Source organism: Nostoc sp. UIC 10607, from assembly GCF_047228265.1.
In the GTDB taxonomy this organism is placed as follows: Bacteria; Cyanobacteriota; Cyanobacteriia; order Cyanobacteriales; family Nostocaceae; genus Nostoc; species Nostoc foliaceum_A.
In genome coordinates this window covers 25,522-49,027 of the sequence record NZ_JBIQNW010000047.1, presented here as the reverse complement: position 1 = coordinate 49,027, position 23,506 = coordinate 25,522, and the positions used below count along the sequence as shown (strand labels likewise).

Annotated in this window: 23 protein-coding genes; 8 read left to right on the top strand and 15 right to left on the bottom strand. The window is 41.9% G+C overall.

What is annotated here, in order from left to right:
- Positions 1 to 429: 429 nt before the first annotated feature.
- The 11 genes from ACEYW6_RS27145 to ACEYW6_RS27095 form a co-directional block, all read right to left on the bottom strand.
- The gene (locus ACEYW6_RS27145) at positions 430 to 609 is read right to left on the bottom strand and encodes a hypothetical protein (RefSeq protein ID WP_412982198.1); all 180 of its coding nucleotides are present in this window, start codon (positions 607 to 609) and stop codon (positions 430 to 432) included.
- A gap of 168 nt (positions 610 to 777) precedes the next feature.
- Positions 778 to 1,047, bottom strand: coding sequence for a hypothetical protein (locus ACEYW6_RS27140; RefSeq protein ID WP_412982197.1), 270 nt, complete (start codon positions 1,045 to 1,047; stop codon positions 778 to 780).
- 1,194 nt (positions 1,048 to 2,241) lie between these two features.
- Positions 2,242 to 2,514, bottom strand: a complete 273-nt coding sequence (locus ACEYW6_RS27135) for a hypothetical protein (protein ID WP_412982196.1) — start codon at positions 2,512 to 2,514, stop codon at positions 2,242 to 2,244.
- 69 nt (positions 2,515 to 2,583) lie between these two features.
- A complete protein-coding gene (locus ACEYW6_RS27130; protein ID WP_412982195.1) occupies positions 2,584 to 3,441 on the bottom strand; it encodes a Pvc16 family protein in 858 nt (285 codons plus the stop codon).
- A gap of 934 nt (positions 3,442 to 4,375) precedes the next feature.
- On the bottom strand, positions 4,376 to 5,899 hold the full coding sequence (locus tag ACEYW6_RS27125; RefSeq protein WP_412982194.1) for a DUF4157 domain-containing protein: 1,524 nt from the start codon (positions 5,897 to 5,899) through the stop codon (positions 4,376 to 4,378).
- Positions 5,900 to 6,192: 293 nt separating this feature from the next.
- Positions 6,193 to 8,121, bottom strand: a complete 1,929-nt coding sequence (locus ACEYW6_RS27120) for a DUF4157 domain-containing protein (protein ID WP_412982193.1) — start codon at positions 8,119 to 8,121, stop codon at positions 6,193 to 6,195.
- Between the two features lie 181 nt (positions 8,122 to 8,302).
- Positions 8,303 to 9,241, bottom strand: coding sequence for a hypothetical protein (locus ACEYW6_RS27115; protein ID WP_412982192.1), 939 nt, complete (start codon positions 9,239 to 9,241; stop codon positions 8,303 to 8,305).
- Between the two features lie 12 nt (positions 9,242 to 9,253).
- On the bottom strand, positions 9,254 to 9,631 hold the full coding sequence (locus ACEYW6_RS27110) for a DUF4157 domain-containing protein (RefSeq protein WP_412982191.1): 378 nt from the start codon (positions 9,629 to 9,631) through the stop codon (positions 9,254 to 9,256).
- On the bottom strand, positions 9,606 to 9,779 hold the full coding sequence (locus ACEYW6_RS27105; RefSeq protein WP_412982190.1) for a hypothetical protein: 174 nt from the start codon (positions 9,777 to 9,779) through the stop codon (positions 9,606 to 9,608). The genes ACEYW6_RS27110 and ACEYW6_RS27105 overlap by 26 nt, the downstream gene beginning before the upstream one ends.
- Before the next feature lie 51 nt (positions 9,780 to 9,830).
- The gene (locus tag ACEYW6_RS27100; RefSeq protein WP_412982189.1) at positions 9,831 to 10,388 is read right to left on the bottom strand and encodes a YkgJ family cysteine cluster protein; all 558 of its coding nucleotides are present in this window, start codon (positions 10,386 to 10,388) and stop codon (positions 9,831 to 9,833) included.
- Positions 10,385 to 12,559, bottom strand: a complete 2,175-nt coding sequence (locus tag ACEYW6_RS27095; RefSeq protein WP_412982188.1) for an ATP-binding protein — start codon at positions 12,557 to 12,559, stop codon at positions 10,385 to 10,387. Before ACEYW6_RS27095 ends, ACEYW6_RS27100 begins: the two co-directional genes overlap by 4 nt.
- A 494-nt stretch (positions 12,560 to 13,053) precedes the next feature.
- Between ACEYW6_RS27095 and ACEYW6_RS27090 the strand changes: the two genes are divergently transcribed.
- The 5 genes from ACEYW6_RS27090 to ACEYW6_RS27070 all read left to right on the top strand — a co-directional run bounded on the left by ACEYW6_RS27090 (position 13,054) and on the right by ACEYW6_RS27070 (position 16,200).
- A complete protein-coding gene (locus ACEYW6_RS27090) occupies positions 13,054 to 14,088 on the top strand; it encodes a tyrosine-type recombinase/integrase (RefSeq protein WP_412982187.1) in 1,035 nt (344 codons plus the stop codon).
- Positions 14,089 to 14,137: 49 nt separating this feature from the next.
- Positions 14,138 to 14,353: a hypothetical protein gene (locus ACEYW6_RS27085; protein WP_104899570.1), complete on the top strand. Its 216-nt coding sequence runs from the start codon at positions 14,138 to 14,140 to the stop codon at positions 14,351 to 14,353.
- Positions 14,354 to 14,421: 68 nt separating this feature from the next.
- Complete coding sequence (locus tag ACEYW6_RS27080) at positions 14,422 to 14,889, top strand: hypothetical protein (protein WP_412982186.1); 468 nt, start codon at positions 14,422 to 14,424, stop codon at positions 14,887 to 14,889.
- Between the two features lie 244 nt (positions 14,890 to 15,133).
- Positions 15,134 to 15,814 (top strand): hypothetical protein, encoded by a 681-nt coding sequence (locus ACEYW6_RS27075; RefSeq protein WP_412982185.1) that lies wholly within the window; start codon positions 15,134 to 15,136, stop codon positions 15,812 to 15,814.
- A gap of 242 nt (positions 15,815 to 16,056) precedes the next feature.
- Complete coding sequence (locus ACEYW6_RS27070; protein WP_412982184.1) at positions 16,057 to 16,200, top strand: IS4 family transposase; 144 nt, start codon at positions 16,057 to 16,059, stop codon at positions 16,198 to 16,200.
- A 201-nt stretch (positions 16,201 to 16,401) separates the two neighbouring features.
- Here ACEYW6_RS27070 and ACEYW6_RS27065 read toward each other — a convergent pair whose 3' ends face one another.
- A complete protein-coding gene (locus tag ACEYW6_RS27065; RefSeq protein ID WP_412982183.1) occupies positions 16,402 to 17,202 on the bottom strand; it encodes an RMD1 family protein in 801 nt (266 codons plus the stop codon).
- Between the two features lie 579 nt (positions 17,203 to 17,781).
- Between ACEYW6_RS27065 and ACEYW6_RS27060 the strand changes: the two genes are divergently transcribed.
- Complete coding sequence (locus tag ACEYW6_RS27060; protein WP_412982182.1) at positions 17,782 to 18,600, top strand: hypothetical protein; 819 nt, start codon at positions 17,782 to 17,784, stop codon at positions 18,598 to 18,600.
- 883 nt (positions 18,601 to 19,483) lie between these two features.
- Here the strand turns inward: ACEYW6_RS27060 and ACEYW6_RS27055 are convergent.
- The gene (locus ACEYW6_RS27055; protein WP_412982181.1) at positions 19,484 to 20,425 is read right to left on the bottom strand and encodes a hypothetical protein; all 942 of its coding nucleotides are present in this window, start codon (positions 20,423 to 20,425) and stop codon (positions 19,484 to 19,486) included.
- A 457-nt stretch (positions 20,426 to 20,882) separates the two neighbouring features.
- Between ACEYW6_RS27055 and ACEYW6_RS27050 the strand changes: the two genes are divergently transcribed.
- Together ACEYW6_RS27050 and ACEYW6_RS27045 are read left to right on the top strand one after the other, a co-directional pair.
- Positions 20,883 to 21,134, top strand: a complete 252-nt coding sequence (locus ACEYW6_RS27050; protein ID WP_412982180.1) for a hypothetical protein — start codon at positions 20,883 to 20,885, stop codon at positions 21,132 to 21,134.
- An 89-nt stretch (positions 21,135 to 21,223) separates the two neighbouring features.
- Positions 21,224 to 21,766, top strand: a complete 543-nt coding sequence (locus tag ACEYW6_RS27045) for a hypothetical protein (protein ID WP_412982179.1) — start codon at positions 21,224 to 21,226, stop codon at positions 21,764 to 21,766.
- Positions 21,767 to 21,810: 44 nt separating this feature from the next.
- Here ACEYW6_RS27045 and ACEYW6_RS27040 read toward each other — a convergent pair whose 3' ends face one another.
- Both ACEYW6_RS27040 and ACEYW6_RS27035 read right to left on the bottom strand, forming a co-directional pair.
- Complete coding sequence (locus ACEYW6_RS27040; RefSeq protein ID WP_412982178.1) at positions 21,811 to 22,734, bottom strand: hypothetical protein; 924 nt, start codon at positions 22,732 to 22,734, stop codon at positions 21,811 to 21,813.
- A 153-nt stretch (positions 22,735 to 22,887) separates the two neighbouring features.
- Positions 22,888 to 23,106, bottom strand: coding sequence for a hypothetical protein (locus ACEYW6_RS27035; RefSeq protein WP_412982177.1), 219 nt, complete (start codon positions 23,104 to 23,106; stop codon positions 22,888 to 22,890).
- Positions 23,107 to 23,506 lie beyond the last annotated feature (400 nt).

The window sequence follows — 23,506 nt, the reverse complement described above, 5'->3', positions numbered from 1 at the left end:
TTAATAAATCCTCAACATTTAAGAAACTGGTTTGCTATTTGTTGCTACTGTACCTCATAACAGCCGCAAATGCTGTATTGTTCTCGGGCCATGAAAACACTCGAATCTGACTGTTGCTGTTGTGGCTCCCAAAATGCATCACGTCCCTAGCACCCTGCGCGCATCGAAGTGAAAAGTTGTCGGTACTCTGGAAGTAGTTGTAGTTGAGTGCGCCGCCAGCAGCCAGGGAATCAAGAGGTAATCGAAGCACTACTGAACGGGTCCAATTATCACCCCTGAATACGTTCGTCGCTACGTACAGATAATTGTTGGACAAAGCTGCATGATTGTAATCAAACCACTCGCCCTGCCATTGCGAATTAACCTCCTGAGGTCGGAAGTCCCACCAGTACCATTCGTTGTTCCCTAAAGTGCCGCTCGTATTAACGGCTACACGAAGCGTATTCGTGCCGTTCTTCTCAACGTACTGTAGAAGCCAGAACATGAGGTCATGGCTATAGTCATATAGTACTGTCTGATCGCAGCAGAAGCCGTCGTCAACTGGCGGAAGCGCATTAAATGGACTGATGAAGTCCCAACTAACACCGTTGTCCAGAGATCTCGTTGCATACCAGTTTCCCGTTACAAAGATCCGCTGACCACTATTGGCAATACTGGGCTCACCTACGGTTGAGGTCTGTCCTCCTGTGGCTGCATCGGATAGTCCGATGTTTTGGAATATCAATAGCTCAGGCATTAAAATTTGCCTCCTCCATGGATCTAGTTTGCTAGCATGACCTAGTGGGAGTCAGATGGAGCATCTGCGCACTCTGTCGGCGGAACATCTGGAGGCGCAGCAGGAACTTCCTCGACTTCCTCAACGGATGGACCTCTTCGCTTTGCTCTCAGGTTAGACTGCCGCTCATCAAGACGCTGCTGTGTCAAAAGATTCGGAACTTCGGCTCGCGCCCGAACTGCATTGGGATCCATCCGTTGAGCCTGACCTGCAGAGGCTTGTTCAGCTTCTATATATGTTTCGTTGTTATCTGGAACATTGGCATTAGACATCTCAACCTCCTTGTCCAATTAGAATAAAGCTTCAGTAAGCTGTCCTCGATATTTCTTAATTTCATTTTGGTAGCTTAGGAGAAACCTAAATTTTTTGTAGAATAATTAATACCTACTCCTTCTTGACTCAAATAATTTAGACAAATTCTGAGCACAAAAATCAAAAATACCCCATGTAATTAAAAAAGCGAGGCATTCTAAAGCAAAGCTATGAAACTTGTAAAATTGATTGGCAATTATAAAAGCTGCTCCTCCTGAAAAGATTTGCTGTGGCATTAATTTATGTACCAAGGCGTGGCGAATTAATTCATACATGAGGAACTCCTTAGTAAATATTTAATTAACTTAATCAATATCTTTGCCAATTTACGAGTATTGATATAAAGAGAAACCTGGATGATGCACGTCTTTTTGCCGTTGAAATACCTATGCTTTTATTTCTAAACATAATTATCAAAAAATAAACCTCTCCTAAAGTTAGAAATTAATAAGTTAATTTTCTGACTTTTGACTTATGCCAGTTGGTAGGTTGATACTGAAGAGAGTATAGGAATCCTATTTAATTTTTGAATAAGCTCCGTACATCTGTAGAGTGTCAAAATCAAAGGTAGTGTTTCTAATAAACCACTCAAATATCCACTTTAAATGTGAAAATGAAGGATTGCTTGCGAAGCGGGTCATTTTTTGCCTGTTTCCTACCTCAAAGAATTCATAATACTTTGGGGTAGGAGAGTCATGTTATAGGCTATAAAGCTCTACCACAAGAGTTTTAGGGAGCTTAACTTCAAAAAGACTCTAGTTTTTAGCCAGAAAAATTGTAAATAAAGTTAATAAATACTTGTACATTTGTAGCCATACACACCAAAAATTTGCACTCTTGTGTGATTTATACTGAAAAGTTAGCCCTAAACTCTGACGCTCATTTGTCCTTGAGAATTTGTACTCTTAATGTCACAGTAATAGTAATTTTGGTTTTGGCTTGCTCGTTTCAATTAAAGTATCTAATGAACGAGTAAGCTTTTTCTACCTCCAAAAATTTTTGAAACATCTCTGCTTTCTGGCACTTTCCTTTCTGCTGCTTCTTTAAAATACATAAACGCGCTTATTTGTGCTAATTAATACTATTACTGTGGACTTGGGCATCCCAAGCCGTAGCCCTTATTCTGTAACACTTTGAGCTTTTCTTAGTGCCATTCATCCATAGACTGCATGGGCAAGCACTTTATTCCCAACTTGAAAGTTACCAAAATTATTTTTGAATTGCTCGAAATTGGCGATCGCAACGGGTGTATTAACTGCCGCTAGTACATAGGATTCTTCTACTGCTCCAGCAGTAGGTTTTATTGGCATCACGACTGCATTATCGACAATGCCAATAAAAGCAGCCGTACTCGTCCCCACACCTGTGATCGGGGGCGAACCGAGTTTTTCCTCAACATAAACGCCAGGGGCTAGGTATACGGGCATAATTTACTCCTTCATCTTTGCCAAATCAAGAAATGATTGCGATCGCGATTCAAGTTCAAGTCTCGATCTCTAAGTCGGCAGCGATATATCGTAAGCAGTTACGCTCTCACCAGGAACGATGATCGCTTTGGATCTGGCGGTAAATCCTACTTTGCTGACTTCTAGGGTATAGTTTCCTGCTGCTAAGTCAGAAAAGATAAATTGACCTTGAGCATTGGTTTTGACAATTTCATTTTTCTCTACCAGCTTCACTTGTGCTTCGTCGATCGCATTATTGGGATCGGCTGCTTCGGAAACTCTGCCACCGATATGAAACCAACGCTGTAAGCTGGCAGGTTTGTCAATTTCTAAGAGACGTATCTCGCTGGTGACAACGGGTAATCCTTCTGGTACAGCAACTCTTAAATCCATTGCGATCGCTACCACAAGATTAAAGGTAGGTCGAGGTGAAATTCCCAATGCAGTCCAGAATTCACCTGTGGCATTCTTATTACTATCGACTTGAGCAATCATCGTCGGCGGCGGAAAAGGTTGATTTGCCAAACTCCCTTGCAGATAATTGTTTGGAATTGTAGGAAAGCGACTGAGCCACAAAAGCGCTTGAGAGAGCAATAGATGTTCCTGTCTTACTTTTTCTGCCCTGGTTTGATCCGACCAGGCAGAGACGATGTAAGAGCAATCTACCCTGAGCGGGGGTTTTCGCCGAATAAATTCATCCCCAACCCTTTCGACAATCGGAACAGGATCGCGCAATTCTCGATTTTCTTTGACTTCATAAAGGAAGAGGTTGACCGTTAGTTGGCTGGACAGCGTATAGTTTTTATCGGGTGTCTCAAAGCTAACACCAGCACGGTTAAGTTCGGGAAGTTCGTTAGATGGAGCCTCGTTGAGAAGCTTTTCTAGGGTTTTGTCTAAGCTATCGAACATGACAGTTTGCCTGCTGCTGCGTCAGGATTGCAAAAACAGACGTTGAGATATGCGCCCATAGCATGATCGCTAATTTAAAGCGATCGCATTCAGTAACACATAACCATGCTAAATAAATACTGATTTGCACAGTTTAAATCTATTAGGATAGCTGGATTCAACTGTTTTATGCTTTCCTCTAAGGAAATATTTTGTCTCATTAAGATAGATTGTCGATTACACTTTATGTAAGTTAAAAATTCACCCAGCCCAGCAATATCAAAGATTTTAGCCTTCGCTTTAATCGTTAAATATCGCACTACGAACGAGACTATGTTATCTCAGCCTCCCGCTCACATAAGCCGTATATTTCTCAACAGAATTTATCTATTTTTAGCTTTACCACCCTAATTAAAAAATGGTTTCAGCAGTAACTTGGAAGAATTAACTTCTAATGTTAATTAAGACCTGAATTGAGTTTTAAAACTCTTATCATCTCGTAGGGAATAGTTTTAACAGCATAATTTTGAACAAGTCTCAAAATCCTATGCTAAAAAATATTTTTAATTCACATCAAGTGTAGATTGAGTACGAGCAGATTAGCGAACAAATTGGCAAGCAGATTATTGTTAACTAATTTAAATTTATGTTATATGGCAAATAAGAGAATTTATCTCCCTCTTGCGATAGATTTTATGTAAGCTTTAGAGGATCATTACGAAAATTTTTAACAGAAATAAATTCTCAGATTAACTCACTATATAAAGTAAAACAATGTTTTTCTTTTCTGATAATGATTAAACTAGAATAATGCTTTGAATGTAAAAAAATAGTCTAGTTTACAAGTAAATATTCTTACTAGAGTCTATCTTAATCAATACTGATTAGATGAGAAAATTTACAAAAAGACTGTTGCCCTTGCACGCACACTCACTCTCGAATTTTGCTAAAAGTGCTATTTTATTTTCTTTTTATCGGAAGATTTAGATTTTGGCTTTGGTTCGGGAGGCAATGGGCAGCCTGGATTAGATTTCATCGTTTTTTCTTTGGAAAGAAGCCAGGGCTTTGTTGGTGCTTTGCCACTAACGCTTATTTTGGTCTTTTTATTAACATTCAGGTTAATTCGTTTTGCCAACGCATCAGCTTGCGCTCCTTTGCCAACGCGAACGCATCCATGAGAACGGGGGTTTCCATCTGCCGTTTGACTGTTGTGAATACCGATGCCTCGTGAGGAAACAAACTCTACATACCAAGACATCGGATCTCCCTTACTGTTCTTATAGTCACCGTCTCCCTTCTTGCCAACAGAAAATTCTCCCGTCGGCGTGCAATAAAGGTTATCTCCACTCTCACATGGATTTTCTTTTGTATTGGGACATCCTTTGCCACTGGAAATAGTTATCGTCTCTAGTTTGCGATCGCCGCTCCAGATCAGCTTCATTCTTTGACTGCTTAGGTCAATCTCTATCTTTGTAATCCAAGGAGTTTCTTTCTTTTCTTTTTTCTCTTCTCCTTTTGAAGGAGATTTCTTGGCTTTTTTATCTGCGGCAGCAAGTAAGACAGTCTCGTTCTCTTCCTCAGCCTCACTCTTCTCAATAGCCATACTAAGCAAATCGCTTTCCAGTTGTACATCCGACTGTTCGCTAACTGCTACCGTGCTACCAGAAGGTGAGTCACCATCTCGTACGTCAAGGTCGTTCTCGTCTACTGATGCGACTATTTCTTCCTCAGTTTCCTCGTCAAAATCCATCTGACGTTGTAAAACCGAGGTGCTGGGCGTTTGTAATGATAATGTTTGCTCGGTTAACTCTGACATCGCTTTTCTAGCCATATCATCAGCTTCTTGTTCTTGCAAACTGTTAGGCGAACCCAAGATTAGCTTTGGCTGTATAGTGGTTTCCTGCTGCTGTACGACGTGCGTTAACTCATGTGCTAATAGTTGCTTCCCTTCATCGGTTGTCGGTGCATACTGCCCAGTTCCAAATACGATATTTTTCCCGACCGTGTAAGCTAGGGCATTCACTGCCCGCACAGACTCTGCTGCTTTAGAATCGGTATGTACTTGTACTTGGCTAAAGTCATGTCCAAGGCGAGATTCCATAAAGGCGCGAGTATCAGAGTTTAAGGGTTGCCCGGACGAACTCAATACCTCATGGACAATTGGCGGTACTTGAGAAGATTCGGATTCTCCAGTTCCATGACGTTGTAGAAGCGTCTCTTCTTCGCTGCATTTAGCACATTTTCCACTCGCTCCTGCCGCACCACCACAAGCGCATTTTCGTTGCAGAATAGCACCCGTGCCTAACGAGTTAAGCATCCCAGAGTGCATCATTTGTTCTACAGCACGATTACCCGCTATGCGTTGTAGGGAGAAAACTTTGCTGTAAGGATTTGATTGTTGGTTTTGTGCAGGCGATCGGTCCCTGGCAAAAGCAGCCTCTCTATCTTTTGAGGATTTGATGGATAAAACTCTAGCCATAAAACGATTCTCCTATAATATTAAGTTCCGTTCTTGATAACGTACTATTTTTTGTTAGTAGCTTTAGAAATCGGATTATCTGGTTATCTTTTGGAGATTTGGTGCGTTACGCTGAATGTTTACCACTTCTAAAAGTGTGATCGCGCTGGGTAGCTCAAGGAATAGGTTTTCTGGGTTGATGTCTGTATTATTCTTACTTCACTAATTTTTGTTTCATTTAATTAGTTTTAGCTTGTTGGGTCTCATGCTTCGACAACCTACAAGCGCGGCATCGCACTACAAGTAAGTGTTCGCTAAAGTTTCATGCGCTTTTCCATGAATGGTGTTTCGATCAGTAATTCAACGATACTGTATAGAGAGCTTCCGTATTGTATAGCGGGGATCGTGCTAAACTGAGCGGGCCAACTTCCGCCAAGTGGTAAACTAAGAGGTCGAAAAGTGCGATTTTGACGGAAAGCATAACCTTTATATGCTTGGAGCGACCGAGCAGCATCCCAGGCATCGCAAATTTGACGCACGTCGTCCTGGGAATAACCGTACGCTGCCCTGTAAAAACCGATGAGATTGGAGGGGAGATCCTCTTCTGAGAAAGAGGACTTCTTGATCCGATCCGTCCAGGACTGGAGGCTCTCAAAAACATAAGACTGGAACATAAAGATACCCAGTGCAACTTGCAGAACCTCTGTTTCGCTCAAGGAACGATTCAGTTGGATCGTTGGTGTTACACCACTTATAACGACACCAAACTTGCTTGATTTCATTTGTGGAAGAGTAACCCGTTCTGGTGCTGGGGTTGCTGGAGCAACATCGGGAACAAACTGGAGACGCACACCACGATTTACTCGTCTGCCCTGTCTTGTGGCATTGGATGCGAGATACTGATTCAGTGGGGCATCTCTAAACTCTACGAAAATCACTGGATCTGCCCCCTGAACCCTAGCGGAAGCAGTAGCCAGTCGAGCTGCAATTTCGTTGCTACGATTGCGACGCAGCTTTTGGTTTTGCGATTCTGCCCCGATGCAGTCTGAATATCCCGTTAGAATGACCTTGAACGGTTTGTTATGCATAAGCGTCCATGCCTGGAGCGTTGCTGGCAAAATGTCAGTGAAAGGCACAAACTTACTTGAATCATCGCTGTTTACGCCAAAACCTCCTAGCCAAATCACAACTAAACCGGAAGGGAATTCTTGTGTTGTCATGACTGGTTGCTCACGCGCCGAATCAGCTACCTCGTTTTTCTCGTAAGTACCCTTGCATTGAGCCTCAACAAATGGTGAGGGGGATTCGGCAGCAACTTGCTTGGTTAGAGCGGAGGCTTGTGCCGCTTGTTGGGTTGTTAGTGTAGACTCTTTACGAGCCATCCGTTGGGAGGCTTCCCGTACTATAGCAATCAAATTTCTAGCCAAACCTGGATTTGCATGTCCCCAGTCAATCCACCCGCAGTGAGTGGAATAAGAATAACTTCCATCTTCAATATACGATTTCTCTGGAACGCGCGAGATGCGGTTGCTATCAAACCTTGCCCTCTGTTGCTGTACAATATGGGTCAATTCATGGGCAATCAATTTTTTCCCTAAACTGCTCTCAGGTGCATACTGCCCCACCCCAAAAACAATGTCTTGCTGCACCGTGTAGGCAAGTGCTTTTACTGCTCGTGCTGACTCTGCTGCCTTAGTATCTGTATGCACCCGCACCTGACTAAAATCCTGCCCAAAATGGGATTCCATGAAGGTACAAGTTCCTGAATCAAGAGGTTGACCGGGAGAGTTGAGGACTTCGTGGACGATAGGCGGGACTTTGAGAGATTCTTGTTTTGTATTAAAAGGGGCAACTGGATTGCCCATCGCTTTCCTCTGAATCATCTCCTCGTCTTCCTCTTCAGGTTCAGTCTGACGTTGAACAGATGGCTCTGGAATTCGCATCACCTCGTCAGCAATGCGATCAGCTTCTTGTTCGTAGCGATCACCTGGCTCGCTAATCTTAAGTTTGGTTTGAATCCCCAGTTTTTCTTTACAACTCGGACAATCACCGCCACAAGCACATTTGCGCTGAAGAACTGCACCCTTACCTAGGATTTGCTCTACAGCCCGATTGCCAACAGTACGTTGTAGGGAAAAAACTCTACTGTAAGGATTGGGTTGTTGCTTTGATTGTGGCGATCGCGCTTTGGTAAAACCAGCTTTAATTTCTTTTGAGGACTTGGCAGATAAAGCTTTAGTCATAAAAATTATCTCCTTGTCTGGCGATCGCCAGATCTTTGCTCGGACGGAATAATAGCTGATATATCAGCTAAAAAATCTTCATTTCAGAGAGCATTTGATAGCTTTGTAAGAGTTTAATAGCATTAGGAAACTCTCCTTTTTGAATCCAATCTGAAAGCTTTCGCTTGCCTTTATATTTTTCTCATTGCTCTTTTCCTCCAAATTTTCCTGAATTAAAGTAAACATAAGTCCAATACACTAACTCATCATTAGTTGGAGTAGTATATTCGTTTTGTTTGGCATCTTCCAAAAATAATTTTCTCCGACGCTTCAGCATAGCAGCTAGGGCTTGTATTGCCATTTTTAAGTTAGGAAATTTCCCAGAGTGAACTACTCGTCCTTTTTCATTGGTTCTATCCAATGGACTCACTTGAGTCAGATCGAAGCCTCCTGGTAGAAATCTTCTAAGTGGTTCTCTAGAAGCATTGAGTTCGGTCATAAAATCGTCTAATCCCAGATAATCAAATCCTGAGATGGCTTTGTTAGACTGCACTCCTCTAAGTTGGGACAGACTCGGTTCATCTGTAGAAAACAAGCCAATTTCATTTCTGACATATTCAATTAGACCTTCTTTAGCTGCATAAGCGTATAGTTCCTCAACTGGCAGCGTCGCATCTGCTACATCATAGAGAATATCTACGACTTGTGGTGGTGTATTTTTTAGCCAAAACTTAGCCTGAGACTTCGGGTGTTGATCGCTAAGTTTGGTTAATGGGCTTTGCATTATCCTAAAAAAGGCTTGCTCTTTTGTTTGATAGGATTTCTTACCGCTATCTTTGCGATTGCGAACCAACCAAGCCCAATCAGTTTTTAAACCTGCCGTTGCCTTTGTAGTGAGTCCGAATATCTTGACAAGATTGTCAATTCGCTTGCCACCTTCTTTTTCATTAAAACTGATAGATTTTCCAGCTTTTATTTCCCACAATGCTGCTTTTAAAACATCAACTTCAGTTTTGATATTAGTATCTTTCAAAAGCCAGGACTGAGCTTGATTAAACATCTGCTCCCCTTTACTCGGTTGCCGATGTATCTGCGTGCCTGCATTAGAAGCAATCGGCGAAACAGTTTTGCCTAGAATCACGGCTTCTGCTGCTCAATCTGCCTCCTGTTCGTGCAATTCGTCAGGTTGAGAAATTTTTAAGGCTTCAAACGAGCCGATAGGAAGCTTTTTTTGCTGCAAAGTGTGGGCTAGTTCGTGAGCGAGCAAGCTCTTCCCTTTTAAGGTCTGCGGTTTATACTGTTCGGCTCCAAATACAATATCTCGTTCGACTGTATAGGCTGAGGCATCTAAGGCGCAAGTAGACTCGGTAGCGCGAACATCAGTATGCACTCGAACTTGACTAAAATTATGTCCGAAACGAGATTCCATGAACTGCTGAGTTTCAGGATCTAACGGTTGACCGGGCGATCGCAAAACATCTTTTACTACTGGCGGAATTTGTCCCTCAGAGTGCCTGTCGCTTCGCACCATTTGCTCTACAGCCCGATTGCCAGCCATGTGTTGCAGAGAGAATTTTGCTGTAAGGATTGGTTTGTTGCTCTTGTTGGGGCGATCGCTCTTTACCATGCTGCTCCCGCTTCTTACTCTGAGATTGTTTTGTTGCAACAGTTCTAGCCATTCTTTTCTTCCTCCAGACACTGGGGCCAATCTGGCTCGTTAATTTTGGGATTTACAACCCCATTATCAAAATCCAGCCAAATCCTTTTATCGTTGCGGCATCATAGCCCCGGCAAGGCAAGGGACGATGAGCATACACCGAACAGCATTTTTTTTCCCGATCTAAATGCTGGCAATACCCATCCTTGCTGTGAGCAATCAGATAAGGAGTAGAAAACTCCCAGCGCACAATCCCCTCTTCCACATCTTGCCGAGAGAGGGCAAAGGGAAGCTTACAACAAGCCGCATGACACAGATTAAGGCGATTTTCGCAATCAATCGCCACTCCATCTGTAAAGGCATATTTGTCTGCCTCTGGCTTTTGGTAGACTACGCCCATACCGCGATCTCTAAACTTTTCCTTTAAGTTAGCAGCCGCCTGCTGTTTGCGATTGTCTAATTCGGCAATATCTAATAAACCTTTTTCACTCAACAGGTTGATCGCTGCGTAGAGAAACGAGGCAATCTCCAACAACTTGCCCGTGTTGGCATTAGCCCGAAAGTGAGTATAGCAAAGACCTTCTTCTATCTCTTGACGAAACTCGGCTTGATCGTATTCATTATAATTCATGGCAACATTTCAGCATAGTTTCCAAAGTCGTTTTTGCTGATTGCTTGCCCTATTTTTTGAGATTCTCGCCAAGTTGCTCGTACTAGTTCCCTCATTGTAATACATCCACCTTCAGCCGCAGCGAAAAATGCTGCCTTTAGTACAATATTCTTAATGTTTCCCCCTGAAAACCGAAACTGTGTTGCCAAAAACTCATAATCAATTGCTTCGTCTTGTGGAGCTTCTTTTGGGATCAGAATTTCCCAAATTTGCCGCCGTCGCTCCTCATCGGGAAAGGGAAACTCAATGATAAACTGCAAGCGTCGCACAAAAGCATCATCGATATTTTGGCGCAGGTTGGTCGCCAGAATCGTAATGCCTTCATACTGCTCCATTCGCTGCAAAAGATAAGCAATTTCAATATTGGCATAGCGATCATGAGCATCACGCACCTCAGATCGTTTTCCAAATAGCGCATCTGCCTCATCAAAAAAGAGGATCGCATTAGCATTTTCTGCCGCTGTAAAAATCCGTTCTAAGTTTTTCTCCGTCTCACCGATATACTTGCTGACCACAGTAGATAAATTAATCTTGTAGAGATCCAGTTCCAGTGCCTTAGCAATAATCTCGGCAGACATAGTTTTACCCGTGCCCGAAGGGCCAGCAAACAGGGCGCTCACACCGCGACCATAAGCAAGCTTGCGTCCGAATCCCCATTCCTGCAAAACTTTATGGCGATGTACAACCCATTGATACATTTCCTGTAACTGAGTCTGAGTATCGTCGAGCAAAACTATATCATCCCAAGTGTAGAGTGGTTCGATTTTGTGTGCTAATCCTGCTAAGTCATGTCCTGATTGCGAGCGCGCTGCTGAAAATAAATCACTAAGCATCATCGAAGACGCGCTAGCATCTGAATTAGAAATCGCTGTTCGCCAACGCGATCGATTGCCAGCATCTACGATGGCAGTCGCAATTTGCCCTGGCATCAAACGAAAGCGATCAGCTAAAGTATTGATATTTCCTTGTGACAGTACGATATCGGCTTTATTTAAATGGCTCTGCCAACAAGTTAGTCGCTCAGAAAAGTTAAGACTAGTAAATGAAACAGCAATAACTCCGTTAGGGTCTTGCCCAGAGGCTATCCAGGGCTGCGTACCTGCAAGGACAACAATTCCTGCATAATAGTTTAGCTTACTTAGTAAATTCTGGTAAGAAAAAATCTTTTCATCACTGCGTAATACATCCATTCCTTCCAGATACAAAATTGCTCTTTGCAAACAAGCTTCTCGCACTAAAAGTCGCACGATTTGCTCAAATTCTTCTTTATTCGCTACAATCTGAGCCATATTTGCACTGATTAGTCTAGCTCCGACTTCTGAGGCCAGTGCTTGAACGGTCAAATCTTGATAGATATTGTCACTACCCTGAAAATACAGTCGTAATGCTTGGTGTGTCTGCCAGCTTTGTATGGTTAGAAATCGCAGTGCCTTTTTGATCTTGATATTTAAAGGTAGCTCATCTAGGGATATTGAAGGCTTAACCATTTGGCAGTACGGCAGTAGACGCAAGTCCAAACCTTCCTGTTCTAGTAACAAACGAATGATCTGCTCATCTAGCTTGAGGTAGTAAGCAAGGAGCGGCGGTTGACTTTGGTTGGTATCGGGAATCAGATGGAGTAGTTTGTGACGGATTAACGGTGCATTAGAGGAAAAATGAGCGCGGTGCAACAGCTTGGCTTCTGCTGACGAACAGAGTAAATTCAGTGCTAGGTCTACACTAGGACGTTTGCGGGTAACATCATCTTGAAGATAGGCATAGAGACGCTCGTAGCGCAGATCGATTTCAGGTGCTAAAGCGATGAAAATTACATCGATATCGAATTCTGAAAGGTCAAAAGTATCTTTCAACCAAGCCAAGGGACTGCTATTGCTAATTGATTCGAGAGAAACTTGCTCTAATGCTTTTTCCTCAACTTGCAGTGTAGGAATTCCTGGTTGGCGACTTAAAAGACGCTCCACTTCTTCTCGACTAATGTAAAGACCTCGATAAGCATCAGTTGCCGCCTCTACTCCATAAACAGTTGGCGCTGTAGCTACTGCTTGCGCGATGAGAATATCTAGTCTTTTCAAAGCATGAAGCAGATCGCCAAGACTTAAATTACTAGCTTCTGGCACTAGTCGCATAACCATATGAGATCAGGATTATAGTTAGATTAGATAAGCTGTTTCTATCCTTAACCGAACAAAATTTAAGCTTTCAAGAGTTAAATCGATTATGCATCAACGGGACATCAAAAAATTCAAAAGTACGAGTAAATAAGGGTTTCGGCGTATGTGATTCTAATGAAGAACAAATAGATTTTCATTTTAAACGGGTTTCTGGTATTGTGCCATCTCACCAAATTTTATAAACCATCGCTGAAAGTAGTTTTTCTCCCACAATGCTTGTATCGTTAGCAAGCAGCATCTTAAAGTGGTAATTTGCGTATTGGAGAAACTGTCCGTTTATGGCGGCTATAAAAGGACAGTTAGTTCACTTACCCAAGATTTGTAAACATTTTCAACAATTCACCTCAGTACCAAGATTGAGAAGCATTCTAGTGACACGCTAGCCAGATTTTCCCTAAAGTCACATACAATTTTGGGTGTTAGTTCCACACTGCTTCTAGGCGATCGCGATCAAGATGGTAAATAATCCTCAGTTTGACAACCTACCACCAATCAAGTTGATCCACATACAGGATCAAGCACCATCAACCCTACAGGGAGAATCTAGAAGCAGGGCAGGAAAAATAGCTGCACCCACTGATATCCGGTGGGTAAAAGTACTGGAATTTTTACGCAGCAACAATCTCGCACTCAATAGTCGCAAGCTTTATGAACGCGAACTGAAGCGGTTTTTGGTTTGGAGTGAGCTACACTATCATGAGCTACGCCCGCGTCACTTCGCACTATATAAAGAGTATCTGCGGGATGAACTGCGGACTGATGCAGGTAAACCGCTTTCAAAAAGCAGCATCAATGCCGGAGTTGCTGCACTCAAAAGCTTTTTTAAATGGATGTGCTATACGTATCCTGACATTATTGCTACTAATCCCACACTGGGGATTAAACTGGAAAAAGTACCTCTGCCACCAGCCCAGAGTTTAACGACTCAACAGATGGAGCAAGTATGGTCAGCATTAGAGTTATTGGGAGAAACAAAGCAACGGGATACAGCACTCGTTCACATTCTCAGTCATGGACTCCGGGCTGGGGAAGTTGTACAGCTAAATGTTGGGTCATTTGATGGCAAGCTGCTGTTTTTACCAGACACCAAAACCAATGAACCACGCTTAGTTCCACTGCGAAAAGAGAGTCGGGAAGTTTTAGCAGAGTATTTGCTTACGCGCATGAAACTGGGTGAAGAACTAAATAGCCTTAGTCCATTGATGATTTCACACCATGCTTCATACAAGGGTGAACGCTTGAGTTATCACGGTATTTACTTTGCTGTAGAAAAAATTGGTGAAATAGCTCACATTGAGGATTTACATCCTCACTCCTTTCGACATACTTACGCTACTGACTTATTGCTATTGGGAGTTGACCCCAGCCATGCCCGTAAGCTAACGGGACATCAAAGCGAGAAAGCGTTTCGACGGTATACCCTTCGTAGTGAGCAAGAAGCTGCGATCGCTGCTTATTATCGGGCAATCGGTGAGGAGGCAGAACAGTAGAGGATGTTTATCGGCTAGAGGGGTACGTTGAATTAAGGAAATACAAACTATGTCTAACTCTGAAAAAATTATTCACTTTGTACCAGAATTAGGGCATGATCTTGCTCATGTATTAAGTTTATGTGGTCAAACAATTAGTTGTTCAGATGCTTCCAATATGTTTACGAACTGTCCTATTTGTCAAGAAAAACTACGTAAGACAGTAGAAAAACGTATAGAACAATTTTATCCGCAACCAGATTTTAGTAGATACAACAAAAAGTGATATACTCGCATACCCAAGCCGCGCTATAGGTGTGGAAGTATGTTACCGAGGAATCAATAGACTAAACGATGCCCAAGCCGTTAGATCCTAAATGTCAGCTATGCGCCAAACTACCCGCAGCTAAGGCTAAGGTGCTGCATGGGCCAGAAGGTGATGGCTGCTGGAATCCGAAGGTTTGTCACAATCGCCGTTCGTTTTACCGCAACAAAAGTAAAGATGATTCGGCACAAATTGATGCAATCGCAGTCGAACCACCAGCAACATATTTTGCAGTACTGTATTTGTATAAAGAACCGGGGGATAAACCATTACACGCTATGTCAGCAGAACTCTGGCTGGGGCAAAAACCTGTTTGCCGCTTAGAACCAATTCACTGTTTTGGGCTAACGGCTGGCAAGATCCGCGCCTATACAGATCAGGTGTTGCAGGCTTTTGCAAAACAATATAGTGTTTCACTATATCAATATAAGGATATGTTTGAGATTACCTCAAGCTACTGCCCAGTGCGCCCTTGCCCCTTGCATCCAGAATCGTAGAGATGACCGAACAATTCGCACTCTTGCTAACGCCCCGCTCCGCTAACGCAGTGACGCTCGAAGACTCGCTAACGCAATTCGCAATTGTGAACGTAATTGATAATTGATTCATCTTTGGTGTCAGAGCAACTAATTTCAATTATGAAAAGAAACAAAACACGTAGTATCAATATTCAACGGAACGCATTCATGCGTGGGGTATTATTAATTGCGAATGGGCGAAAAAGCGAATTGCGAATTGGAAATGACCACATACCGCCAATTAACCATCTGGGATGTATTAGATGAGTTGTCTGGATCTCCACCAACTTCTTCCCTTGATGCTATGTGGGATTGTTTGGATGCCGAGCTAGAGAATTTACCCTTGGAGGCACAGTTATCAACCGCAGCGCTTGCCTTCAGTCAGATTGCGGATATTCTTAAGTCTCGCGCCGAAGTGCTGTTGCAAGATACCCGCGATCGCAATAGTCTTTTGGGGCCAATTGTTAGCACCGATCTTTTTGCTGGTCTAGTGCGGACAACAATGCACCTAGATTTAGGTGATTTGATTGAACCGGAAACACCACAAACCTTTAAACCACACGGCCCACACCAATTTTCATATTCTAACCAGGAGGGCGATTCTGTAGTAGCACCCGTTGAGAAAGCGAGTGTTTTGGCAATGCTCGATGAGGTGACAACTTTAGAAGATGTTCGCAATTTGGCATCAGATGAGGATGTGGAAAAATGGCAGAGTGCGATCGCTAACTATCTGATAAATGTCAAAGATGAGATTTCTTTAGTTAAACTGCAACGTGTGTTGCAAATGCCGATGGTAGAAGTATGGTTAGGACTATTGCTGGGTGGGTTTACGCTAGAACAACGTGGTGATTTTTATCACAACCAAAATGTCTGGGTGAAAAGCTCTCCTTCCTACTACCAATAACAATACATTCGCCATATAGGAGTGACAATAGTTTCAGTCAGATTATTACAGTTACGCCAACTTAGTCGCAGCAATCCTCAACTCTTGGCACAAGAGTACGTGCCTTCAACAGTTATCAGTTAAAAATTGTAAGTCAATTGAGAGTCAGAGTCCCCCACTTCTAAAAAGTGGTGTGTTTCAGTCGTAGTCAAATCCTAACTGTTACTGTGATAACTGATAACTGTTGACTATTCACTGATTTAATGATGTTAAAGGTGTTAGTTGCTCGTCTTAAGTTGACAAGTTGCGAGCTGACTCTGGGTGAATTCTTTTTAGCGATCGCTCGTTTGGGTGGTTTTCTTGGCCGCAAGTCCGATGGTCTACCTGGTTGGCAGACCTTATGGTGAGGTTAGTTGCGATTACAGGATATGTGTTGGGCTGCCGATTTTATCACCCAGTCACTCTAAAAGATGTTGGTAATGACAAGGGCTTCAGCCCGGAGAGTGTCAATTAGCAAGTTTTGAAAGGAAATATCTTTGTTCTTTCAAATATATCGTCCTGCAATTGATTAAAACAGGCAGCAATTGTTATGCTCTCCAAACTTAGCCTTAGCTTTTGAAAATGATGTCATACAATGACAGCAAAATTTCCACCACAATCAGAATTACCACATACCACTCCACTCGCTGGCTACTGCTATGCTGCATGAACTCCAGTACTGTTTGTGCGGTTTGGGTAATTAGCTCTAGTTTGCGTTCTAGGGCATAGTGACGCTCACGGATTTCGTATTCATCCTCCAAGCGCAGATATAAGTTTTCTAGCTGTGGGGATTCCCAGAGCAACTCTGGCTTATCGATAATCTCTACTCGACCCACAATCTTATGTTGAACTAATAGGGTAGTCCCAAGTTGACGCAGTAATTCCCGGCTCTGGCGTCTTCCCCTGTTTTCACGCTGGAGACTAGCTGCAAACGGTTCAATTTGATCAAATACAGTCGCTAGGCTGGTTTCATAGTGAGACAGTACAACACTCTTGGCGAGAATATCAGCCACTATCTGCAAGCGTTCTATGCTAAATTCATGCAGCAAAATTTTTCCTTCCTTAGCTCGTTCACTCTCTGCAACTTTGAGATGAACTTCCACTTCTTCTGTTTCCGGATCGGCAAAAGTGCCACTAACTTGAGAGGATAGTTTGGTTAAGAAGGCTACCTTTTCCACAGGCTCAAGGTTAAACAGCACAACTGCACCATAGTTCAGTAATACCGCACAGCCGTGTTTCCCAACTGAAACCATTAGCGGCATAGTCGCCAAGCAAACGTAATTCTTCAATGTTTGTAAGTTAATATCCTCACCAAGGAATAGGGCCTGTACTCTAAAATTATCTCTGTCATTAAAAAGGAGTTTTTGCATTGTCACCCTATTTGCTTTTATACCTGCTGAACTATGGGGGTAGTGATAGCAACCAATGCCTGTTATCGGAGATCACTACAATCTCAGCTTATCAATAAAGCTATCCAGCAATCTCAGCGCAGAGAGCTATTCCATTGATTGCTGAATAAAGTTAGAGTCATCAATTTTAATTTACTTGTGTAAAATTAAAAATGTAGCAGTTTTAATTCATGCATAGCAAGCTTTATAGCAATTATTTCCGCTGAAAACGCATATTAGAGGTGAAGCCGTGATTTCTGAAAATGATGATTCAATCGATGCAGTCAATGAACTGTTGAGGAAAATATTTAATTTTAGAAACTCAGCTAAAAATAGCCCAAGAGTCGAATCTCATTCAGACTGCTGAAGCGTTAGAAAATCAACTATCTAAATTGCGACAAGAATTAGGGGCTATTACGGTAGCGAGAATTACTAAATTTTTCTCTTTACTCCCCCTGCTTAAGAACAGCCTATTTCACGAGGATCTCATCTCACTTTTCGGGTTGCCCCCATCCGATGTATGTCTCTCGTAAATAGCCCAAAATATGATACATATTGGTTATGAATAAAACAGCTTCACCTTTGGGTGTTCAAACTTACTCCCAAGGTAAAATCACAATTGACCTAGAACCATGCATCTATGAGCAATTACAGAAACAATCTGTCAGCCCTTCTGAATTCATCCGCAGGTTAGTTCATTTCATTGCTACGCTAGAAAACAATAAAGAGAAATACAATATCAATCCTTACACCGAGAAATTCCATAGAGGAATCCACATCTTAGGTTGCCATGATTCTAAACTAGGAGTTTTTCCTGATTCAAATCTAGCATTGAAATGTTCAGAAGGTCGCCTTGGTGCGGAAAATCCCAAAAAACAATTTTTTAGGAGCATACGATTAGCCTGGGAATTTGAAACCAAGTTAAACGAGCAAGAGAAAGTGCTACTCCAGATTTGTCCCGCTTACTTGCATTTCCAAACTGACGTCAGGAGTGCCTTTTTTAAACGAGTACTTTTTATGCCAAAAATTGAGGGTATTCCGTTGGGGAAAACAGAAACTGGATTTAGTCCTGAATTCTGTCAGACATTCAACATTCCTGAGCTTCAGGAAATCCTTTGCAAATTCAGGTTCTCGCTACATCGTTTCGTCGATCACGAACAAAAACGTCAACTGCTCAAAATTCAGACTACATACTTATTTCAACGTCTTTTTCAAAGAGGAATTAAAATTTTTAGTTTGAATCAGAAAAACATTCTAACCACATTAAATATTACTGCTAACTCTGCTCAATACGTAATTATCGATCCGATCGCAGATTATTGTTTACCAATTTCTCCTGTCTATAATCTCTTAACAGCCCAACTGTGCAAATTTAATTAACTTTACTTTTGGAGCAGAGGTGTACTGTTGTAGAAGTGATAACTTACCTATATCTCAATACAGTTCAGATAAGACCAAAAAACTTGTAGAGACGGCGATTTATCGCGTCTCAAAAAACCAAAATTTTTGCCATTAGCCCTTAACCCAAGCGTATTGACCTATGTCTTTGTTGCATTAAGTTATTGTTTCCTAGCTGTATCGTCACTTCTGCTGTCTCCAAACTCCAAACAAGCTTGTACTCTGGTTCGACAGCCCTCAGCAGTTTCGCCTGCAACGATGAAAGATAGGGTTTGGCAAAATCCCCAATCCCTGCAACTGCAAAATGCTTGAAACCCTTGGTTTATCGTTACAATAGTATTAGAAATTAATAACCCCCAGAGGGTTAGTCTGAGCGCTATTGAGCTTACTCGTCGTCAGGAGATTCCTTATCTTCTTCGTCATCCTTGTCAAAATCTGTATTGTTGAGGGGACTTATGGGTGAATCGCAACGCCGAAAGGCAATATTAGGCAATCACTATGGTTTGCCTAATATTTTCAATGAAGTCCAATCAATGTGGAGGCAGATTAATTTCTCGATCAAGCGAGTCAAAGATTCTGATAATGCATGTTTACTTGTTCAGTGTTCTAACAACGACCGAGGATTCCATCAAGACACTATTGCCCAACTTCAAAAAGAAATAGAAAATTGGAAATGTGATTTGGATATTCCTATCTTGATCCAAGTTCTCCCAAGGGGAGTTCAAAATTCAGAAACTAAACTTTTTGATGGGTTCGTTACCATTTGGTGCAATTGTCCGGAATTTGAATTGTGGCGAGAAATATTTGAAACTAAACGAGTTTAGTGAACTTTGTTGGATTAACCTCTTGTTTCCTAGCTATATCATCACTTTGGCTGCTTCCAAACAAGGTTGTACTCTCTCTCAACAGCCGCCAGCAGCTTTGCCTGCAACGAAGATAAATAAGGTTTAGCTTGTTTCCCCAACCCCTGTAACAGCCAATCCACAGCCTCGTCACGGGTGGCCACTTGATTTAACTGCCGTAACCTCACACATAACTGTTGCATGAATCTACAATCTTCATCAAATAGTTCCAGTAATTTCAGGTGTTCGAGTTTTACAGTGTAGTCGCCGTCCCATGTCTGGAGTGTACAACTGTATTCGCCAACATGAGTTACCACGCCCCAATAACCTGTTTTACCTCTCAAGTCGGGGTCATCTTTGGGCAGAAGAATGCATATTTCCCCGATGTGGTAAGGATTGGGTACTTTCGGACTTTCGCGTATCCTATCCACTACGTCTTTCACTATGCGACCAGATGGAATCTTATTGCCAGCTTGCTCTACTGCCTGCTGCCAGACATCCGCTTGCACAGCCGGTTCCAACTCGGCTTTCGCCAAAAAGCGCAGTTGTCGTTCGTTGGTCGGCATTGGAATTTGCCGACCATTGGTCGGCAAAAACTTTTGAAGATTCTCATAAACCACAGTAGCCGAAATCTTCAAGTACGCCGCATCACGACTATAATTGAAGCGATCTCGGCAGTATTCTTCAAAAGTACGGTGCGTGGAACGGTACAGCCGTCTGTCTCTCAACTCCATCAGCGCCTGACCTGCTGACAAAAATGCCCTTTCTACCTGACGTTCCAATTGCAAGCGTAAGCTTTGTTCTTGGTCGGTCAACTCTCTTACTTCAACAGCCGTAACCGTGATAGTTGCTGAAGCTGGGTTTTCGTGCAAAGAAGTATTTTCCTGAGCAGGGTCGGTTGCTAGCTTTGGTTCCTCAGATGTCGCAGGGGTAATTTTCTTGCGTCTAGATGGTGGTTTGTTCATTATTCCACCTCCAAGACAAATTGGCTTTTAGCAATATTGAGTTGTGTCATCATAAAAATAGAGTTTTTCATTTATACCCCCATCCTTCAAGTAGGCTGGGGTTTTTCGTTGCTTTTTATATTTTGCAGTTTTAAAGCACTATTAAATATGAAATATCTAAAAAGAGAACCCCCTAAACCTGGAGTCGCCCTACCCTAGTAGTTCGCTTTCGTGACGAAAGCGGGGTAAAGGGAAAAGGGAAAGGGGGAAAGGTTTTTAATTCTTTACCCCTTTCCCCAGCCCTCACAAGCGCATCTTTGGGTTGGCAGACTACTAGAGTTTTAAAAGCGTTCGCTGCCGAGAATTTCTGTTAGTGATTCCAGCCAGACAAATAATCGTAAAATCTATCGGATTTGCAAATAATTTGCTGTATCGTAAAATATCCCTTCCTTATAGCAACTAAGTAATTCCTATGGATATGCGAGAACTCATTCAGAAAAGGTCTAAGCTAATTCGCAAAAAAATAGATGTTACCCCATCCTCTACTGAATCAATTGCCCACGCAAAGGTTCAAGAAACAGAATCAGTGATTGAGTCCAGCCCATCTTACAAAATATCCGAATCTGACTCTATAAAAGAACACTATCGCCCTCTACGTTCCGTTGGTAACTCCGGTTGGCAACCGTCTGATGTTTGGCGCGAGTTGAGAGTTGATGATTTTTGCGGGTAAATTAAGCTCTGACTGAATAAAAATTAATATATCAAGTTGATTGCTAGTTGTAATATATCTTCGTCACAACAGTGTAGACCCGAATCTGCATGAATCTAAAACTTGCGTGGACAGTAGGACTATTAACAGTAGCGATCGCTATCGCTGGTTTAGCTTCGGTATCTGCCCAGCATCCTTACACAACTCAATCAAAAGAACAAGAGAAAATATTTTTCGTTCCCCGCGACCGTCCTAAGTCTGGAGTCGGCTGGGAAATTACTACCACTTCTGGCGAAGCAGAGATAGCGCTGGCACAGCATCTGGTGAACATTGGAGCAAAGGAATATGTCGCATGGTGGTGTCCCCACTGTCATGAACAGAAGTTGCTCTTTGGTAAGCAAGCATATCAAATTATCAGCGATAGTATTAAGTTTGAGTGCGACAACAGAGGTGTTAATGCTCAACCTGATTTATGCGAAGCCGCAAATGTCTCTGCTTATCCCACTTGGGTCATCAATGGCAATCAATATAGTGGTGTACAAAATCTCAAAGACTTAGCGAGAATCTCTGGTTATAAAGGTAGTAATAATTTCAAGTATGTTCATGTGCCTCGATTTTTTTTAGCGGCTCAATGCCCCATACATAAAACTTGAAATGTGCAAAGAGCAGGTTAAACGTTATTAATGCCAATCTTTTACTATCTCTTTTCGATAGCCTGATTGTATGGTGTTAGCGTTACCCACGTCAGAACATGACCAACTGCATAATTGTAAATAATTTGTTTATTTTTATCATTCTCCCAAAAACTTAAATCTCTATCAATCAGTTTTTGACTATTTTCTTCAGATTTTTTATCTATGACTAATTCGGTTCCATCTTCACCTTCTAAGCCTAATAATATCCCTTGATATAAGTATTCGGTAATGCAGTAGGTAGCTAGCGTAAACAGGCGAATACATATTTCCCAAGAAGACTTAGATTCTCTAATAAATTTTAAAACATCTGAGCAGATTAAGCAGTGTAGTTTTCGGTTTAATTGACCTGTTACTTGTTCAATAAAATGCTTTTGGATACTAGAATTGGGCAATATTCGCCGCTTGTCTCCTAAATATATATGAGTTAACCAGACTGGCACTCCACTAAAAACGTAATCGATGATCTGAAAAATTTGTGAAGTGTAATCTTCTTCTAAACGAAAGCTAGTAGCAAATAATTCCCCAATCTCTCTGTATTTGGGATCTAATGTTTCCAGAATCTCATTCATATGAAAATTGGATACTTCGCAATGGTAGTTAGCCATTAACCTCCAAAATTCTCGGCGGATATATCGTGAACGAGCTTCTGTAATACTCTTTTGCAAATTCTTAACTTTTGCGCTACTATATCTACTCACTCGTTTCTCACAATACATCGCCAATTTCTTATCTACACTCCGCGGATGGCGAAAATGCGCTGACCTTTTTCTTAATGCCTCCGGTGAATTGGCAGGTATCCAATCTACAAAATTTCCGCACTCTATGCATTGACATACTAAGTCACTTAAATCACTTGCATCTACATCGATAGCTTGCAATAACTCTTGGTATTGATTATGCCTGAATACCCGCAGCGCTATATCCATACTTACCCTTGATACATTTCAATTTTTTTGTTATTGCAGTGAAATACTTCACCAACCAAGCCAAATGCTCAACTCACTTCAAACGATCTTGCTCCCAGAAAATTAACCTTGGCAAATCTATTCTTTCATGATCTAGCAAGTTTAATATGGTCTTCAAAAAGCGTTGTACTGAATAGAAAATAAAACCCCGTTCTCCTGCCAAGTTCTTACGTCTGAATCTACCCTAATCAACGGAATACCCCAGTCCAAACGCGCACTGAAGTTTTCGCCTCCACGCCACTGCAAACCTAATCCCACGCTAGCCAACATATTCGATTCGGGATTTTCTGTACCTGCGTTCCACCCAAATCTGAAGTCTGCAAAGGGAATCATTTGCAAAGTACCGCCAGCACGCAGAACAGTTGCACTTCAGCCGAGGCGATTGCCGCAGGAATCTGAAGCAAAAACGTGATTTTAAAGTTTTTTTAGCCTTTAAGCGTTTAATATCAAGCAAATAACTATCATTAACTTAAGTTCAAGGTTAAAATCATGATTTTAACTTGAGAAGGAAGTCCTAAATTAGTAATTATGGGAAAAGACTAGTCTAAAGTTTTTGAAAAGCTTTTTAACTATTAAATACTAGCCTTTTAATTACTAGTACTTTTGAATAATAGAGCAAATGGTCTAATCAAACTGATAAATCAAACCCTATTATTAAATGTCAAAAGCTAAGTTCTTGTAGCGATTGTTAATTTTGAATTATTAATTGTTGATTATGACAATTTATCTTTAT